The sequence below is a fragment of the Rhodanobacter sp. FW021-MT20 genome, from assembly GCF_041107475.1.
Taxonomy (GTDB): domain Bacteria; phylum Pseudomonadota; class Gammaproteobacteria; order Xanthomonadales; family Rhodanobacteraceae; genus Rhodanobacter_A; species Rhodanobacter_A glycinis.
In genome coordinates, this window is sequence record NZ_JBGBPX010000013.1 from 50,402 (window position 1) to 67,035 (window position 16,634).

14 protein-coding genes are annotated in these 16,634 nt (G+C 65.0%); 6 read left to right on the forward strand and 8 right to left on the reverse strand.

What is annotated here, in order from left to right; genetic code table 11:
• The first annotated feature begins 15 nt into the window (after positions 1–15).
• On the forward strand, positions 16–1,857 hold the full coding sequence (gene ilvD, locus AB7849_RS13865) for a dihydroxy-acid dehydratase (RefSeq protein WP_369501179.1): 1,842 nt from the start codon (positions 16–18) through the stop codon (positions 1,855–1,857).
• 33 nt (positions 1,858–1,890) lie between these two features.
• Here ilvD and AB7849_RS13870 read toward each other — a convergent pair whose 3' ends face one another.
• Positions 1,891–2,523, reverse strand: coding sequence for a TetR family transcriptional regulator (locus AB7849_RS13870; protein ID WP_037102028.1), 633 nt, complete (start codon positions 2,521–2,523; stop codon positions 1,891–1,893).
• A gap of 92 nt (positions 2,524–2,615) precedes the next feature.
• Between AB7849_RS13870 and AB7849_RS13875 the strand changes: the two genes are divergently transcribed.
• A complete protein-coding gene (locus AB7849_RS13875; RefSeq protein ID WP_008215626.1) occupies positions 2,616–3,281 on the forward strand; it encodes an O-methyltransferase in 666 nt (221 codons plus the stop codon).
• 92 nt (positions 3,282–3,373) lie between these two features.
• On the forward strand, positions 3,374–3,700 hold the full coding sequence (locus AB7849_RS13880) for a hypothetical protein (RefSeq protein WP_008215624.1): 327 nt from the start codon (positions 3,374–3,376) through the stop codon (positions 3,698–3,700).
• Positions 3,701–4,026: 326 nt separating this feature from the next.
• On the opposite strand, the gene AB7849_RS13885 is transcribed toward AB7849_RS13880, so the two are convergent.
• Positions 4,027–5,526 carry a catalase gene (locus AB7849_RS13885; RefSeq protein ID WP_369501180.1) on the reverse strand — a complete coding sequence of 500 codons (1,500 nt, stop codon included), beginning with the start codon at positions 5,524–5,526 and terminating at the stop codon, positions 4,027–4,029.
• A 245-nt stretch (positions 5,527–5,771) separates the two neighbouring features.
• Between AB7849_RS13885 and AB7849_RS13890 the strand changes: the two genes are divergently transcribed.
• On the forward strand, positions 5,772–6,986 hold the full coding sequence (locus AB7849_RS13890) for a serine hydrolase domain-containing protein (protein WP_008215620.1): 1,215 nt from the start codon (positions 5,772–5,774) through the stop codon (positions 6,984–6,986).
• 126 nt (positions 6,987–7,112) lie between these two features.
• On the opposite strand, the gene AB7849_RS13895 is transcribed toward AB7849_RS13890, so the two are convergent.
• Positions 7,113–8,006 carry a LysR family transcriptional regulator gene (locus AB7849_RS13895; RefSeq protein WP_008215618.1) on the reverse strand — a complete coding sequence of 298 codons (894 nt, stop codon included), beginning with the start codon at positions 8,004–8,006 and terminating at the stop codon, positions 7,113–7,115.
• A 282-nt stretch (positions 8,007–8,288) separates the two neighbouring features.
• Between AB7849_RS13895 and AB7849_RS13900 the strand changes: the two genes are divergently transcribed.
• Entirely contained in the window at positions 8,289–9,272 is a 984-nt protein-coding gene (locus AB7849_RS13900) for an aldo/keto reductase (RefSeq protein ID WP_008215616.1), read from the forward strand.
• Positions 9,273–9,468: 196 nt separating this feature from the next.
• Positions 9,469–10,521: an NAD(P)-dependent alcohol dehydrogenase gene (locus AB7849_RS13905; protein ID WP_008215614.1), complete on the forward strand. Its 1,053-nt coding sequence runs from the start codon at positions 9,469–9,471 to the stop codon at positions 10,519–10,521.
• Between the two features lie 181 nt (positions 10,522–10,702).
• Here AB7849_RS13905 and AB7849_RS13910 read toward each other — a convergent pair whose 3' ends face one another.
• From AB7849_RS13910 to AB7849_RS13930, 5 genes are all read right to left on the reverse strand, one after another.
• A complete protein-coding gene (locus AB7849_RS13910) occupies positions 10,703–11,842 on the reverse strand; it encodes an MBL fold metallo-hydrolase (RefSeq protein WP_008214402.1) in 1,140 nt (379 codons plus the stop codon).
• 73 nt (positions 11,843–11,915) lie between these two features.
• Positions 11,916–12,473 (reverse strand): DUF3228 family protein, encoded by a 558-nt coding sequence (locus AB7849_RS13915; protein WP_008214399.1) that lies wholly within the window; start codon positions 12,471–12,473, stop codon positions 11,916–11,918.
• A 41-nt stretch (positions 12,474–12,514) separates the two neighbouring features.
• The gene (locus AB7849_RS13920; RefSeq protein WP_008214396.1) at positions 12,515–13,903 is read right to left on the reverse strand and encodes a cytochrome P450; all 1,389 of its coding nucleotides are present in this window, start codon (positions 13,901–13,903) and stop codon (positions 12,515–12,517) included.
• Positions 13,900–14,517, reverse strand: coding sequence for a TetR/AcrR family transcriptional regulator (locus AB7849_RS13925; protein WP_369501181.1), 618 nt, complete (start codon positions 14,515–14,517; stop codon positions 13,900–13,902). Before AB7849_RS13925 ends, AB7849_RS13920 begins: the two co-directional genes overlap by 4 nt.
• 321 nt (positions 14,518–14,838) lie before the next feature.
• Complete coding sequence (locus tag AB7849_RS13930) at positions 14,839–16,608, reverse strand: ABC transporter transmembrane domain-containing protein (protein WP_008214392.1); 1,770 nt, start codon at positions 16,606–16,608, stop codon at positions 14,839–14,841.
• Between the last annotated feature and the right edge of the window lie 26 nt (positions 16,609–16,634).

Here is a 16,634-nt window from a genome sequence, read left to right on the forward strand (position 1 = left end):
CCTCGGGGAAACCTTATGCCAGTCCATCGCTCCCGTACCAGCACCTCCGGCCGCAACATGGCCGGCGCCCGCGCGCTGTGGCGCGCCACCGGCATGAAGGATGGCGATTTCAAGAAGCCGATCATCGCGGTGGCCAACTCCTTTACCCAGTTCGTGCCCGGTCATGTGCACCTGAAGGACATGGGGCAACTGGTGATCGAGGAGATCGAGCGCGCCGGTGGCGTCGGCAAGGAGTTCAACACCATCGCGGTGGACGACGGCATTGCCATGGGCCACGACGGCATGCTCTACAGCCTGCCATCGCGCGACATCATCGCCGACAGCGTGGAGTACATGTGCAACGCGCATTGTGCCGACGCGCTGGTGTGCATTTCCAATTGCGACAAGATCACCCCCGGCATGCTCATGGCTGCGTTGCGCCTGAACATTCCGGTGGTGTTCGTGTCGGGTGGTCCGATGGAAGCGGGCAAGACCCGGCTGGCCGGCAAGGAGGTTGCGCTCGACCTGATCGACGCGATGGTGGCCGCCGCGGACGACAACGTGCCCGACGCCGAGGTGCAGGAAATCGAGCGCTCCGCCTGTCCCACCTGCGGCTCGTGCTCGGGCATGTTCACCGCCAACTCGATGAACTGCCTGACCGAGGCGCTGGGTTTGTCGCTGCCGGGCAATGGTTCGCTGGTGGCCACGCACGCGGATCGCGAACAGTTGTTCCGCCAGGCGGGCCGCACCGTGGTCGAACTGGCGCGACGCTTCTACGAAGAAGACGATGCGCGGGCACTGCCGCGCAACATCGCCAGCAAGGCCGCGTTCGAGAACGCCATCTCGCTGGATATCGCCATGGGTGGTTCGACCAATACCGTGCTGCACCTGTTGGCAGCCGCGCAGGAAGGCGAGATCGATTTCACCATGAGCGACATCGACCGCCTGTCGCGCAAGGTGCCCAACCTGTGCAAGGTGGCGCCATCGAGCAGTTATCACCTGGAGGACGTGCATCGCGCCGGTGGCGTGATGGCGATCCTGGGCGAGCTGGATCGTGCCGGCCTGTTGGATACCTCGGTGCCCGTGGTCCACAGCCCCTCGCTGGCCGAGGCGCTGGACCAGTGGGACGTGGCGCGCACGAAAGATCCCGCCGTGCACGAGTTCTACCGTGCCGGCCCGGCCGGCGTGCGCACCCAGGTCGCGTTTTCGCAGGGTTGCCGCTACGACACGCTGGATACCGATCGTGAGGCTGGCTGCATCCGCACGCGCGAGCACGCCTACAGCCAGGACGGTGGCCTGGCCGTGCTCTACGGCAACCTCGCCGAGCGCGGCTGCATCGTGAAGACCGCCGGCGTCGACAAGAGCATTCTCACCTTCAGCGGTCCGGCCGTGGTGCTCGAAAGCCAGGATGCCGCCGTGGCGGCCATCCTCAGCGGCATGGTCAAGCCCGGCGATGTCGTCCTCATCCGCTACGAAGGTCCGCGCGGTGGCCCCGGCATGCAGGAAATGCTGTACCCCACCAGCTATCTGAAATCCAAGGGCCTGGGCAAGGTCTGCGCGCTGATCACCGACGGCCGTTTCTCCGGTGGTACGGCTGGCCTGTCGATCGGCCACGTATCGCCCGAGGCGGCCGAAGGCGGCAATATCGGCCTGGTGCAGACCGGCGACACCATCGTCATCGACATCCCCAACCGCATCGTGCGTTTCGAGGTCAGCGACGAGGAACTGGAGCGCCGACGCAGTGCCCAGGCGGCCGCGGGCTGGAAGCCGAAATCACCGCGCAAGCGCAAGGTCAGCTCCGCGCTGAAGGCCTACGCCAAGCTGGTGACCAGTGCCGACAAGGGCGCGGTGCGCGACGTCAGCATGCTCGAGGACTAGCGCGGGGCACGCGGCCCCGTGCGCCTTGGTGGTTCAAGCCCCGCCAAGGCGTTCCAGGTAGGCGCAGAACATGTCCGCCATCGCTGCGGCGTAGTGCTCGATCTCCCTCGCCGTGCGCGGGCTTTCCGAAAACTGCTTTCCGACCGCGCTGAAGGTGCTCACGATCAGGTCACCGGCCAGCTTGCGGCTGGCCGGTGAAGCCTTGGGAAGGATCTCGGCCATGAAGGTTTGCATGGCGCGATGTCCCGATGCCCGGGCCTCGTGCGCCTCGGGTGCGTCGCGGTAGAGCGGTGCTGTGTCGTCCAGCGCCACGCGCATGCGGGCTTCCTCGCATTCGGAGCGGATGAAGGCGAGCACCAGCGCACGCAGACGCTGCAGTGGCGGCTTGTCGGTGTCTTCCAGGATCCCGCGCAGCAGGTCGGTGGTCTGTCGCCATTCGTCGCTTTGCAGACGGAACAGGATTGCCGCCTTGTTCGGAAAATACTGGTACAGCGTGCCGACGCTGACGCCGGCTTTCTCGGCCACGCGGGCCGTGGTGAAACGCTGCGCGCCTTCCTTGGCCAGAACCTGAGTGGCGGCTTCCAGGATGATCGCCACCGAGGCGGTCGAGCGCGCCTGCTGCGGCAGTTTCCGCTGTGAAATCATTGGTTTGCGTGGTTCGTTCATGGCGTGGGTACCAATGCGAATAGCGAAACTGACGAATCCATCGCATTCTAGTCCGGCGTTCCAAAACGTGCACTTTCAACCGGAGATCCGCCGTGAATACCTTGACCACCGATCCCCTTGCATCGCTGCTCGATCGCCTGTTTGTCCAGGCCGATGCGGCGTCCCCCGCGACCAGTCCGGCAGTGGCCGCGCTGTCGTCCGACGAGCGCGAGCGGCTGATGCGAAGCAAGACCGAATACCTCGACCTGTATGGTCGCCTGAAGGACCTGCCGCTTCCGGTGTCGCGTGCTACCGGCAGCCTGCTGTACATGCTGGCGCGCGGCTGCCGGGCGCGCAGCATCGTCGAGTTTGGCACCTCGTTCGGCATCTCCACCTTGCACTTGGCTGCGGCGCTGCGCGACAACGGCGGTGGTCGGCTGATCACCAGCGAGTTCGAGCCGTCCAAGGTGGCGCGTGCACGAGACAACCTGGCCGCTGGCGGCCTGGCCGACCTGGTGGAAATCCGTCAGGGCGATGCGCTTGAGACGCTGCGCGTCGATCTTCCCGAGCGTATCGATCTGGTGCTGCTCGATGGCGCCAAGGCGCTGTATCCGGAAGTGCTTGGCCTATTGGAAAGCCGTCTCGTAGCGGGTGCCTTCGTGCTGGCCGACAACGCCGACTACAGCCCCGAATACCTGGCCTACGTGCGTTCACCGGCCAATGGCTATCTGTCGCTGCCGTTCGACGAGGATGTCGAACTGTCCATGCGGCTGGCCTGAAATCCATGTGGAAGCTGACGGCTGGTTTCCACGGCTTTGCATGAGGGGACGCATGGGCGTCGATCTCATGCGCGAACCTGCGGAGATCGCGCATGCACGCATGCACTCATGAGACAGGCGCGGCAGCGCGCGCAAAGCAAGTCGCCGGGCGGTGGCTGTCGTTGCAGGGTTGCGCTGCACGCGAAGACGGTCTGCTGCCGGACATTCTTGCACTGGCGATGCGCATCGAACCCGATCGGCGCGCGGTGTGGGAGTGGCTGCACGAAACGCCCATCCATCCGTACGGCAATACCGCCGTACAGCTGATGCGGGCGGGGCAGGACCGCGTGGTGATGGCTTTCCTGCGGCGCGTGCTAAGCGATGGCGGCAACGCCGCGAGCATGCCGGCAAACCCGCGACCGGGGAGCGCCACCTATTGACGGTGCGCCTCGGAGCCTGGGCGGTGCAAACATCCGGGGCGGAAAGATGCGCCGCATGGTACGCCTTGCAGCCCGGATGATTTGTGCCGCTAGGCTCGCGGGCGTTCTTCACGATGCGGGAGACGTTCGGGGCGATGGAAGAAAACCACTTCCCGTGGTTTTCTTCCATCGCCAGTCCTGTACATGCCCGGACTGGCTCATGCGAACCAGCCACTCGTGTGACTGCTGACGACCGGCCATCGGACAACCGCTCCTGTGTTGCCTCAACTCGGGCCTCCATGCCCTCGCCATGGCCAGTGCTTTGAGTTTGAAAAGTTCACGAACTCTCAGCTTTCGCCCATGCCCTCGGACGGCTCCGCTGCACTGCCGGCGCGCACCTTGTCCTCGATCTGCTGGCCGATCTTCGCGTCCACGCTTTTCCAGTATTCGAAGGCGCGTTCCAGCACCGGGCTGCGCACGCCACCGAGCAAACTGCCGGCGACCTGGTCGACGAACTGGGCGCGCTGGGCATCGTTCCATATCTCGCGCACCAACGTGCCGGCCTGACCGAAGTCGTCGTCTTCCGCATGCAGCGTGTAGGCGCTGCGCACCATCTCGCCATCGGTTTCCCAGCCATCGGCGACCGGGCCGGTGTCATCGGACCAGGGGCGCCCGCCACTGTTGGGCGCGTATACCGGCGCACTGCCGCTGTGGTGATACGCCATCTGGCCGTCGAACAGGTAGCTGTTCACCGACACCTTGGGCTGGTTCACCGGCAACTGGTGGAAGTTGGCGCCGATGCGATGGCGCTGCGCGTCAGCATAGGCGAATGCACGACCCAGCAGCATCTTGTCAGGCGACAGGCCGATGCCAGGCACGGTGTTGCCCGGCGAGAACGCGGCCTGCTCGATCTGCGCGAAGAAGTTCTCCGGGTTGCGGTTCAAGGTCATCGTGCCGACCTTGATCAGCGGGTAATCCTTGTGCGACCAGGTCTTGGTCAGGTCGAACGGATTGAAGCGATAGTCCTTCGCCTCGGCGTACGGCATCACCTGTACCGACAAATCCCACACGGGGTAATCGCCACGCTTGATCGCGTTGAACAGGTCGGCGCGATGGAAGTCGGCATTCTCACCGGCCATCGCGGCGGCTTCGGCGTTGTTGAAGAAGGCCATGCCCTGGCGGGTGTGGAAGTGGTACTTCACCCAGAACTTCTCGCCGGCGGCGTTGATCCACATGTAGGTATGCGAGCCGTAGCCGTTCATGTGACGCCAGGTGCGCGGCAGGCCACGTTCGCCCATCACGTAGGTAACCTGGTGCGCGGTTTCCGGGTTGCTTGTCCAGAAGTCCCATTGCATGTGGTTGTCGCGCAGGCCCGAATCCGGCAGCCGCTTCTGGCTGCGGATGAAATGCGGGAACTTGATCGGATCGCGCAGGAAGAACACCGGCGTGTTGTTGCCGACCAGGTCGTAGTTGCCCTCGTCGGTATAGAACTTCAGCGAGAAGCCGCGCACATCGCGCCAGGTGTCCGGGCTGCCCATCTCGCCGGCGACGGTGGAGAAGCGCGCCAGCATGTCGGTGCTCACACCTTGCTGGAACAGTGCGGCCTTGGTGTAACGGGAAACATCCTCGGTGACCTTCAGCACGCCGAATGCGCCGGCGCCCTTGGCGTGCGGCTGGCGCTCGGGCACCTTCTCGCGGTTGAAGTGCGCCAATTGCTCCAGCAGATGTGTGTCGTGCAGCAGGATCGGGCCATTGGCGCCGACGGTCAGCGAATTGCGGTCACTGACGGCGGGGGCGCCGGCACCGGTGGTGGATGCGCCTGCAGGCTTGCTCGTGGAATCGGACATGGCGTAGTTCCTTTTGGCGAATGGGGAGGGGAGTGGCTTTGTTCATCGAGTGTGCCTGCGACGGCACAGGCAGGCCATTCGGTTTTTTCAATCGACGCGATAGGCGTTTTCTTGGATGGAACAGTCGGTGTTGCAGGACGATCTGACGAGCACCCATGGCGCGAAGCGCTCCGTCACCTGAGTCCCGAGTCATACCAACATGCGCGTTAAAATGACGACTTCGCCATTGCCAGGTACACGCCAGCATGTATTCGAAGATCAGTCGCTGCCTGTTGGCCGCCGTGTTGTGCGTATCCATCGCCGTGCCCTCGATGGCCGGCGAGGCGACGCCGACAAGTGCTCCGACGATCGGCCAGCAGCGCGAGGCGGTGCTGTTCTGGACCCAGGCGCAGCGCGAATCCCGCTTTCGGCAGATGAATGCGCGCTTCCCCAGCGACCGCGTTGCGCATGGCGCGCAGGTTCACGCACTGCCGCAAGGCAAGCCGCTGTCACTGGGCGTGAAGGGCGATTCGGCGTGGCTGGCTAATTACATGGCCAAGTACCACGTGGCCGGCGTGATGGTGCTGCAGCATGGCCGCGTGCGCCTGCAACGCTACGCGCTGGGGTTCGGGCCGACGCAGCGCTGGACCTCGTTCTCGGTGGCCAAGTCGGTCACGTCCACCTTGCTCGGCATCGCCTTGCAGCAGGGTTACATCCACAGCATGCAGGACACATTGGGCACCTATATCCCGGAACTGCGCGGTACCGCCTACGCCGATGTCACCGTGCAACAGTTGCTGACCATGACCTCGGGCGTGCGCTGGAACGAGGATTACGCTGATGCCAAGTCCGACGTGGCGCAGATGTACATGGGCGCCTGCGCCGATGGCCGCGCACACGTGCTGTCGTACCTGATGAAGATGCCGCGGCAATGGCCGGCCGGTACGCACTGGAACTACAACACCGCCGAAACCGATCTGCTCGGCATCCTGGTGCAGCGTGCCACGCATCGTTCGCTGGGGGCTTACCTTTCGCAAACGGTGTGGAAGCCCTACGGCATGGCTTCCGATGCGTTCTGGATCAAGGACGAATGCGATGGCAGCGATACCGGCGGCAGCGGGCTGTCGGCCACGCTGGGTGATTACGCGCGACTGGGGCAATTCATGCTCGGCGGCGGGCGCATCGACGGCAAGCAAGTGGTGGCCAGCGCGTGGCTGCACGGCGCCATTCGCCATCAGGAAAACGTCGATTCGCCGGATCGCGGTTACGGCTACCTGTGGTGGACCGACAAGGACGGCAGCTATGCCGCCATCGGCATCTTCGGCCAGATGGTCTACGTCGATCCGGCACGCGATTTGGTGATCGCCCAGGTCGCGGCATGGCCGCATGCCACCTCCGATGCGCTGGTTGCCGCACGGCACGACTTCGTGGCTACCGTCAAGCGTGCAGTGGATGCGCAACCGGTACGGTCGGCGCATTGAGGGCTACTCGAAGTCTTTCCGTAACATCCGGATTCCTTGCGGGAGCGCACCTTGTGCGCGAAGGATTTTTGGTTGGGTGACGCGCGCAGGTTTTCGAGGTGCTCCGTGGCGCGTGGGCGCCAGGCGTCAGGCTTGCTGCCGCAGCGCTTCCACCAACAATGAGAACGCTGGCGAAGGTTGCCGCCGACTCGGGTAGTAGAGGTGGTAGCCGGGGAAGGGTGGGCACCAGTCGGCGAGTACGCGCTGCAGTTTGCCGCTGGCGAGGTCGGCCTTGACGATGCCCTCGGGCACGCAAGCCAGACCGAAGCCGTCGCGTGCGGCGGCAAGGATGTGACGGGTGTTGTTGAAGGTCAGCCGGCCTTCAACCCGCACGTTCAGCGGGTGGCCGTGCTTTTCGAACTCCCACGCGTACAGGCCGCCACGGGTGAGGAAACGCAGGTTGATGCAGTCATGACGGGTGAGGTCGCGCGGCGTTTTCGGCTTGGGGTGTGACGCCAGATAATCCGGTGAGCCGACCACGGCCATGCGCATCGGCGGCCCGATGGGTGCGGCGATCATGTCGTTGGCCACCTGTTCGCCGAGGCGGATGCCGGCGTCGAAACGATCGGCCACGATATCGGTGAGGCTGGAATCGCTGATCACTTCGACGCGGATGTCCGGGTAATCCGGCAGCAGTTTCTGCAGCACTGGCCACAGGATGGCGCTGGCGGCGTGTTCGCCGGTGGTGATGCGAATGGTGCCGCTGGGCTTGTCGCGTAGTTCGCTCAGATGGGCGAGGGCTGCATCGATGTCCTCGAAGTTGGGCGTCAGCTCCCGGAACAGCCGCTCGCCCGCTTCGGTCGGCGCGACATTGCGCGTGGTCCGAGTGAGCAGGCGCAGGCCGAGCCGGGCTTCAAGCCCGCGAATGGTATGGCTGAGCGCCGACTGGGACACACCGAGTTGCGCCGCGGCGCGGGTGAAACTGCGTTCGCGCGCCACGGCGAGAAAGGCCAGCAGGTCGTTGTAGTTCTCGCGTGGCATGCGTTGCGTCTCGTGTGACCTGATTGGCATCAATTCCCTGCACGAATTTCCGTTCGCGCCGAGCGTGGCCCTTCGACTTCAGCGCTTCGCGCCTACGCTCAGGGTGAACGGAGTAGGGTGACCGCGGGCCGGTGCCGGCCAAGAGCATTGATGAGTTCAGATCATAAGAGCATTCGGATTATCCCGTCTAATAAAGCGGGAGCCGGCGGCGCACACTGTGGGCAGTCCGATTCCTGGTCCTGCCGCAAGGCAGTTCATGGTCATCAGCTCCCGGAGAAAAGCATGCAAACACGCAAACTCGGCAACAGCGGACTCGAAGTCTCGGCCCTCGGCTTCGGCTGCATGGGGCTGAACCACGCCTATGGCACGCCCCTGCCGAAGCAGGAGGCGATTGCCTTGCTGCGGCAGGCGGTCGAGGCCGGCGTGACGTTCTTCGATACGGCCGAGGTCTATGGGCCGTTCACGAATGAGGAACTGGTTGGCGAGGCGCTGGCGCCGCTGCGCGATCGCGTGGTGATTGCCACCAAGTTCGGCTTCAAGGTCGGCATGTCTTCCGCGGGGATGGACAGCCGTCCCGAGCACATCCGCGACGTGGCGGAAGCCTCGCTCAAGCGACTGAAAACCGATCGCATCGATCTCTTCTATCAGCACCGCGTCGATCCGAACGTGCCGATGGAAGACGTCGCCGGTACGGTCAGGGACCTGATCGCCGAAGGCAAGGTGAAGCACTTCGGTTTGTCCGAAGCCGGCGCGGCGTCGATCCGTCGCGCGCACGCGGTGCAACCAGTCACCGCGCTGCAGAGCGAATACTCCATGTGGTGGCGCGAGCCGGAGAATGCGGTGCTGCCGGTTTGCGAAGAACTGGGCATCGGCTTCGTGCCGTTCAGCCCGCTCGGCAGGGGATTCCTGACCGGCAAGATGGATGCGTCCACCCCGCTTGCCAAGGATGATTTTCGCAGCAACATACCCCGCTTTTCGGCGCAGGCACGCCAGGCCAACCAGGCGCTGGTCGACCTGCTGGGTCGCATCGGCGCCGGCAAAAACGCCACGCCGGCGCAGATCGCCCTGGCCTGGCTGCTGGCGCAGAAGCCGTGGATCGTGCCGATTCCCGGTACGACCAAGCTGCATCGGCTGCAGGAAAACATCGGTGCGGCAGACCTCTCGCTCGATGCCGACGAACTGCGTCATATCGAAGACGCGCTGGCCGGCATCACGGTGCAGGGTGACCGCTATCCGGCGCATCTTGCAGCCAATGTGGACAAGTGATGCCGCGCATGCAGGTGGCATCATCGGTGGCCATTCCCATTCCCGCGGTGTGCATGGCGCCATGCCCACCGTGACGTTGACCCATATCGCGGTCCCCGCGCAAAGTGCCTGAATGGGTGGAGGCGGCGACCGATGAGGCATATCGTGTCGCCCCGGCACCCTGATTTCCCCCCCACCCATCCCCGAGGAGCATTGCATGACCACCAAAGCCTATGGCGCACACGCCGCCGACAAGCCGCTGCAAGCCATCGACATCGAGCGCCGCGCACCCGGTCCGCAGGATGTGCAGATCGACATCGCATACTGCGGTGTCTGTCATTCCGACCTGCACACCGTGCGTTCCGAGTGGGCCGGCACGCTGTATCCGTGCGTACCCGGCCACGAGATCGTGGGCCATGTCAGCGCCGTGGGCAGCGACGTGACCGGCTTCAAGGTCGGCGACACCGTGGGTGTCGGCTGCATGGTCGGCAGCTGCCAGCACTGCGCGTCCTGCGAGGAAGGCCTGGAGCAATACTGCGAAAACGGCATGGTCGGCACCTACAACGGCCGCACCAAGGACGCGCCCGGACACACGCTGGGCGGCTATTCCCAGCGCATCGTGGTCGACCGGAAATTCGTGCTGAAGATCCACCACCCGGAAGATCAGCTCGCCGCCGTCGCGCCGCTGTTGTGCGCGGGCATCACCACGTATTCGCCGCTGCGTCGCTGGAATGTTGGTCCGGGCAAGAAAGTGGGCGTGGTCGGCATCGGCGGACTCGGCCACATGGGCGTGAAGCTTGCGCACGCGATGGGCGCGCATGTGGTCGCCTTCACTACCTCGGAGAACAAGCGTCAGGCGGCGCTGGATCTTGGCGCGGACGAGGTGGTGGTGTCGCGCAATGCCGTCGAGATGAAGGCGCACGCAAGCAGCTTCGATCTCATCCTCAACACCGTGGCCGCCAGCCACTCGCTGGATGCATATACCGCACTGCTCAAACGCGATGGCACGCTGGTACTGGTGGGCGTGCCGGAGCATCCGCATCCGACGCCGAACATCGGCAACTTGATCTTCAGGCGCCGCGCCATCGCCGGTTCGATGATCGGCGGCATCGCCGAAACCCAGGAAATGCTGGATTTCTGTGCGGAGAAGGGCATCGTCTCGGATATCGAGATGATCCCGGTACAGAAGATCAACGACGCGTACGAACGCATGCTCAAGGGCGACGTGAAATACCGCTTCGTCATCGACAGCAGCACGCTGGCTGGCTGAGTCTCGCCTGCGTCCCATGTGGAGCCCGCTCGCGGGCGATGCTCTTGCTCTGACGCCCGTTGAAGGCAAAGAGCATCGCCCGCGAGCGGGCTCCTACTGGTGTTGGGTTACGGCATCGCTGAAACTTCGGGCCTTCCATGTGGCGGGCTCGCGGGTTATCGCTCCGAGCATCCCGGCTCGATCAGTCGAGCGGCCAGGGCACCGAGCCTGCAAGGCGTTCCGCCTCGGAAGTCTCGACAGGGTCCGGCTCGACCGCGTGCTTTCGCTCAATGCGGTCATCGCCGCTGCGCCACCACGGCGTTGCCGGTCGCCGTTCCGCCGGCTCCACCGCTTGGCCGAGATGGGGCAGCAGCAAATGCGCGTATCGCGGATCAGCTTGCGACAGCAGGGTTTCCACCGGCTCGTCCCAGGCGTGCGTGGACAGCGCGAACGTGCCCCAGTGCACTGGCATCAGCACGCCACCGCCGAGCATCGCGTGCGCCTTCAACGCATTTTCCGGACCCAGGTGGATGTCGCCCCACGAGGGATGGAACGCGCCAACCTCCAGCATCACCAGGTCGAACGGACCCAGCCGATCGCGGATGGCTTCGTATTCGTTGGTAAGGCCGGTGTCACCGCTGAAGAACACGCTGTGGCGTTCACCCTGCATCACCAGTGACGACCACAGTGTCTGGTTGCGATCCTTCAGGCCGCGTCCGGAGAAGTGCTGCGACGGCGCGGCGGTGATGTCCAGGCCGGTGCCCGGCACGCGGTGGGTCTGCCACCAGGTCAATTCGGTGATGCGCGTCGGGGCAATGCCCCAGGCTTCCAGATGGGCACCCACGCCGAGCGAGGTGATGAAGGGAACCTCCGATTTCGCCAGCGCGCGGATGGTCGGATAGTCCAGGTGATCGTAGTGGTCATGCGAAATCACCACCGCATCGATGTGCGGCAGGTCGCGCAGGTTCACCGGTACCGGCTGGAAGCGCTTCGGGCCGAGCAGGGTGAATGGCGAGGCGCGCTGGCCCCACACCGGGTCGGTCAGCACGCGCCAGCCATCGATCTCCAGCAATACGGTGGAATGGCCCAGCCAGGTCGCGCGCAATCCGCTGGTCGGCCGTTTCAGCCATGTCGCCCGGGGATCATCGGCAGGCAGTGGCGCTGGCGGGGTACGATCCGCGCCGCCAAAGACAAAGTCACGGATGGTCGGCCGCGGCGCGGACGCATCGCGCAAACCGGGCAACACCGGATGGATATTGCGCAGCCGTTCGCCATCCCACAGTGGCAGATCGTGCAGACGTTCGAGACGTTCACCCTGGGCGGGTTTGCCGAAAGATCGCATGGCGTGATTCCTGTGGCGAGTGCAGCACATCCGAGGAATGCGTACGGCGCAGGCACAAATCAAGGGCCAGGGATTACCCGCGCCAGTTCGCGTGCCCTTCCCAGAACGCCACCGCACGCCGATACGCCTCGCGGTCCAGCGGCACGCCCGAGCCGCCTTCGGCCACGCCCAGCGCATTGCGCAGCATGGTGATCGGCACCATCGGGATTTCCTCCGGCTCCATCGTGTACAGGCAGCCGACCACGCCCCAGTCGGCATCGATCGGCGCGCCTTCCTTCGCCAGTTGCTCGCGGCTGTAGAGAATCGGCAACAGATAGTTGGCCACCGGCGGATCGATACCCTCGAACCAGCGCACCAGCACCGGCAGCTCCTCGCGACTGCGTGCCTCGTACGCCGAGCGCAGCAGGTGGCGGTTGGTCTCGGTGATCGGCGTGGCGGTGCAGCGCGTACTGGTCCAGTTGCGGTGCACATGCAACTTGCAGAATGGGGCGTAGCCATCCAACACTTTTACGGGCGCTTCGTCGTTGAGGTGCCGCTCGAATTCCTCGGCGCTGCAGTCCTGGATGGCGCTGCGGCGCCGGTCGCGCGGGAACAGGCGGGTGCGGGCGAAAGGGGTGAGGATGATGGACATGGCGTCTTGAATTGATCGGCAGGGTTCGGGAGCGGTGCTGCTCAAGCGTGTTCGAGGCGTGTGAAGCGTACGTTCAATCGCTCACGTGGTTTCAATACCAAGGTCACTTCGGGGGCTGGCAATGCCGCGCGGTGGTCGAGGGAAAATGCGTGGTGGCGGATCAGCCGTGCCGCGATCAGCGCCATTTCCACCGTGGCGAACTGCTGCCCCAGGCAGAAGTGCGGGCCGATGCCGAACGGCATGAAGGCGCTGCGCGGCAAGGCTGGCGCGCCCGGCAGGAAGCGCTCGGGACGGAACGCGCCGGGTTCCGGAAACCAGCGCTCGTCGTGATGCAGGTTCCATATGGGAATGATGACCAGCGCGCCCTTGCCGATCGTCTGGCCATCCAGTTCCACGTCGCGCAAGGCGCGCCGTGAGAACGTCGCCACCGATGGCGGGTACAGGCGCATGGCTTCCTTGATCGTGGCGTTGAGCAGCTTCGCCTCCGCGATCTCCTTCACTGCCAGGACATGATCTTCCGGCAGACTGCGCACTTCATCGCGCACTCGCGTAGCGATGTCCGGGTGCATGGCCATCAGTCCGATCCACCAGGTCAGCGCCGTCGCCGAGGTATCGTGCCCCGCGCCGAACAGGCCGACGCAGTTGTCGAGGATTTCCGTTTCGCTCAATGCCTTCTGGGGCGCCTCGGCCTGCTCGTCGCGGGCGGCCAGCATCAGGCCGAGGATGTCCTCTGTCGTGCTGGCGTCGTTCGCCGCATCGCGCCTGCGCGCCTCGATCCGTGCACGGATCAGCTTGTGGATCACGGCAAGGTTGCGCAGCTTTTCCGCACGGCCGGGGGAGGGTAGCCATGCGACCGGCCGCAACGGCCAGAAGAATTCCCGCATCAATTGCCGCGACAACGCGCGGATGGCCGTGGACACGGCGGCAGCTTCCGCTGGCTGGTACCGGTAGGAGAACAGCGCCCGCAGGATCACGTCCATGGTGATGCGGGTGGTCAGCCCATCCACGTCGACGACAGTACTGGCACCCACTTCGGCCGGCAGCTCGCGACTGGCGCATTCATCCGCTGCCGCGGCCATCAACGTCGCGCAGGCCACGATGCGTTTCGGCGCGAAGGCGGGCGCAAGCATCCGACGCTGGCGCTCCCACAGGGCGCCTTCCGTCGTGATCACGTTGGCGCCATGCACCGATTGCATGATCTCCAGTACGCGCTCGTCCTTCGCGAAGTCGTCGTGGTGGTTCACCAGCACTTGCCGTGCCGCTTCCGGCCTGAACAGGTAGTAGACGTCGGTGGAGAGCACCTTCAGCCTCGCGATGTCGCCATGCTGCGCGTGCAGTCGCGCGGGAAAGCCGAGCGGGTCGCGGCGGATGGCATGCAACAGCGGCAGTCCGAAGGGCCATGGCCGGACGGGCGCTTGTCTCGGCGTCATCGGGTTTTCTCCTTGGGCTTTTTACCCGTGACTGCAGCTTTGTGTGTCCTGGTGGGCCGGCCGGCTGCCGCACCCTTCATCAGCAGGTCGAACGATTGCAGGAATTCCTTGGCGAGGTCTGCTGTGGGATGGACGAGCCAGTGAGTGACCGCGCCGTACAGCAGGTAATGCAGCGACCAGGCCAGTTTCTCGGCCGGAAGGGTTGTGGCGACTTCACCGCTTTGCTGCCCGGCGCGGAACATCGTGGTCATGATGTCCCACGTCAGTTTGCTGCCGGGTTCCCTGCGTACGTCGCTGACGGCGTACTCCGCGACACTGTTCAGGTAGCGCAGGTAATGCGGCAGGTATGCCCGCTTCGCGGCGTGCCATGCGGCGGATTCGCGCAACAGGAAACGCATCCGCGACATGAAGCTGCGGTGTGTGCTGAGCCGGTCCGCGAGCGCGGCCATGCCGTCGGCGATTTCATCCTTGAGCCGATGTGCGACCAGCGCCTCTTTCACCGGGAAGTAGCTGTACAGCGTGGCCTTTGCCACGTCGGCCTCGGCTGCGATCTGCTCCATGGTGACGGCCTCGTAGCCGGACATCTCGAACAGTTCGAAGGCGACCGTCGCCATGTGGGATGCCATGCGCTGCCGCTTTCGCTGCCTGCGCCCTGATGGCTCCGATGCCGGTTTCGAGTCTGTCATCGCATTCGCCATATGTAGACTATGGATAAAAACATACGACGTATGGTTATTATCGTCAAGCGACAGGCGTCGGCTGATGGCGGTTACTAGCCCGCATCTTGATGTGCATCCGGAGAATGGCGGCCATTTATCCCGGCCGGCCCCGGGGCAGCAGCGGCTTCAGCCGCGATGCTTTTGCTGTGGCGTTCGAAAGATCGAAGGCATCGCGGCTGAAGCCGCTCCTACTGGGAAAAGGTTGTGAGCAGGCCCTCAGGCCACGAACTGCAGCCTTGCCAGCTCCGCATACAACCCACCTTCGGCCAGCAGGCTTTCGTGCGTGCCTTGCGCCACGATGCGGCCACCATCAAGTACCACGATGCGGTCGGCGCGTTGCACGGTGGCGAGGCGGTGGGCGATGACGAGGGTGGTGCGGCCTTTCTCCAACCGTTCCAGGGCTTGCTGGATGGCCGCTTCGGATTGCGCGTCGAGGGCCGAGGTGGCTTCGTCGAGCAGCAGCAGCGGGGCGTCGCGCAGGATGGCGCGGGCGATGGCGATGCGCTGGCGTTGTCCGCCGGAGAGGCGTACGCCGCGTTCGCCCATTTCGGACTGGTAGCCGTCTTCCAGCGCGCTGAGGAAATCATGGGCTTCGGCGGCGCGGGCGGCTTCGTGCACTTCCTCGTCGCTGGCGCCGTCGCGACCGAAGCGGATGTTGTCGGCGGCGCTGCCGCTGAAGATCACGGTTTCCTGCGGGACCAGCGCGATGGCGCTGCGCAGGTCGTTGAGAGTCACGGCGCGCAGGTCGATGCCGTCGACACTGATGCTGCCGCTTTGCGGATCGTAGAAGCGCAGCAGCAGCGAGAACACGGTGCTTTTGCCGGCGCCGGAGGGTCCAACCAGTGCAACGGTTTCGCCGGGGCGCACGTCCAGGGTGAAGTCGTGCAGGGCGGCGGTGTCGGGTCGGGTGGGGTAGTGGAAGCTCACGTGATCGAAATGCAGGGCGCCGCTGAGCGGGCGCGGTAGCGCCAGCGGCTGCGCCGGCTCGACGATGTCCGGGCGCTCATCCAGCAGTTCGCTCAGGCGTTCCATTGCGCCGGCGGCGCGCAACACGTCGCCCCACACTTCGGACAAGCCGGCCACCGAACCGGCGGCGAACACGGCGTACAGCACGAACTGGCCCAGCACGCCCGGGTCCAGCGTGCCGGCCAGCACGTGGCGGGCGCCGGCCCAGAGCACCAGGGTGATGGCGCCGAACACCAGCACGATCACTGCCATGGTCAGCAGCGCACGCATGCCGATGCGCCGACGCGCGGTGGCCAGCGCGCGCAGGATGGCGTTGCTGTAACGGGTGCTCTCGATGTTTTCGCGGGCGTAGGCCTTCACCGCGGTGGCGGCGTTGAGGGTTTCGTTGGCGATGGCCGCCGCGTCCGCGAGGCGATCCTGGCTGGCACGCGAAAGCTTCTGCACGCGGCGGCCGAAGACCAGGATCGGCAGCATCACCGCGGGAATCACCAGCGCGGTAAGCCCAGCCAGCGACGGTGCGGTCCACACCATCATGGCGCTGGCACCAAGCAGCATCACCGCGCTGCGCAGCGCGACCGACACGCCCGAACCGATCAGCGCCTGCACCACTTCGGTGTCGGCGCTGAGGCGCGACAGCAGTTCGCCGACGCGGCTGCGCTCGAAGAAGCCCACGTCGAGGCGGATCACCTGCGCATACAGCGTCTGCCGCAGCGAGGCCAGTGCGCGTTCGCTGAGCAGGGTGATGCAGAAATAGCGGGCGGCAGTGGCCAGCGCGAGCACGACCGCCACGCCGAACAAGGCGATGAAGGTCTCGTTGATCACCGCCTGGCTGGAATGCCCGAAGCCCTTGTCGATGATGTAGCGAAAGGCCAGCGGCAGCACCAGCGAGGCGCCCGACGAGAGACACAGGAAAAGCAGCCAGCCGAATGCCAGTGTCTTGTGCGGCTTCAGGAACGGCCACATGCCGCGGAGGGCGCCGATGCGGCGTTTCGGTCGTTCAGCGGCGGGCTTGGTCGTCATGGGTAACCGTTTCGGGCGAATCCGGA

Bases quoted from the DNA above. Each gene is read 5' to 3' on its own strand.
- ilvD (WP_369501179.1), top strand. From the start codon at position 16: ATGCCAGTCCATCGCTCCCGTACCAGCACCTCCGGCCGCAACATGGCC.
- AB7849_RS13870 (WP_037102028.1), bottom strand. From the start codon at position 2,523: ATGAACGAACCACGCAAACCAATGATTTCACAGCGGAAACTGCCGCAG.
- AB7849_RS13880 (WP_008215624.1), top strand. From the start codon at position 3,374: ATGCACGCATGCACTCATGAGACAGGCGCGGCAGCGCGCGCAAAGCAA.
- AB7849_RS13885 (WP_369501180.1), bottom strand. From the start codon at position 5,526: ATGTCCGATTCCACGAGCAAGCCTGCAGGCGCATCCACCACCGGTGCC.
- AB7849_RS13890 (WP_008215620.1), top strand. From the start codon at position 5,772: ATGTATTCGAAGATCAGTCGCTGCCTGTTGGCCGCCGTGTTGTGCGTA.
- AB7849_RS13895 (WP_008215618.1), bottom strand. From the start codon at position 8,006: ATGCCACGCGAGAACTACAACGACCTGCTGGCCTTTCTCGCCGTGGCG.
- AB7849_RS13900 (WP_008215616.1), top strand. From the start codon at position 8,289: ATGCAAACACGCAAACTCGGCAACAGCGGACTCGAAGTCTCGGCCCTC.
- AB7849_RS13905 (WP_008215614.1), top strand. From the start codon at position 9,469: ATGACCACCAAAGCCTATGGCGCACACGCCGCCGACAAGCCGCTGCAA.
- AB7849_RS13910 (WP_008214402.1), bottom strand. From the start codon at position 11,842: ATGCGATCTTTCGGCAAACCCGCCCAGGGTGAACGTCTCGAACGTCTG.
- AB7849_RS13915 (WP_008214399.1), bottom strand. From the start codon at position 12,473: ATGTCCATCATCCTCACCCCTTTCGCCCGCACCCGCCTGTTCCCGCGC.
- AB7849_RS13920 (WP_008214396.1), bottom strand. From the start codon at position 13,903: ATGACGCCGAGACAAGCGCCCGTCCGGCCATGGCCCTTCGGACTGCCG.
- AB7849_RS13925 (WP_369501181.1), bottom strand. From the start codon at position 14,517: ATGGCGACGGTCGCCTTCGAACTGTTCGAGATGTCCGGCTACGAGGCC.
- AB7849_RS13930 (WP_008214392.1), bottom strand. From the start codon at position 16,608: ATGACGACCAAGCCCGCCGCTGAACGACCGAAACGCCGCATCGGCGCC.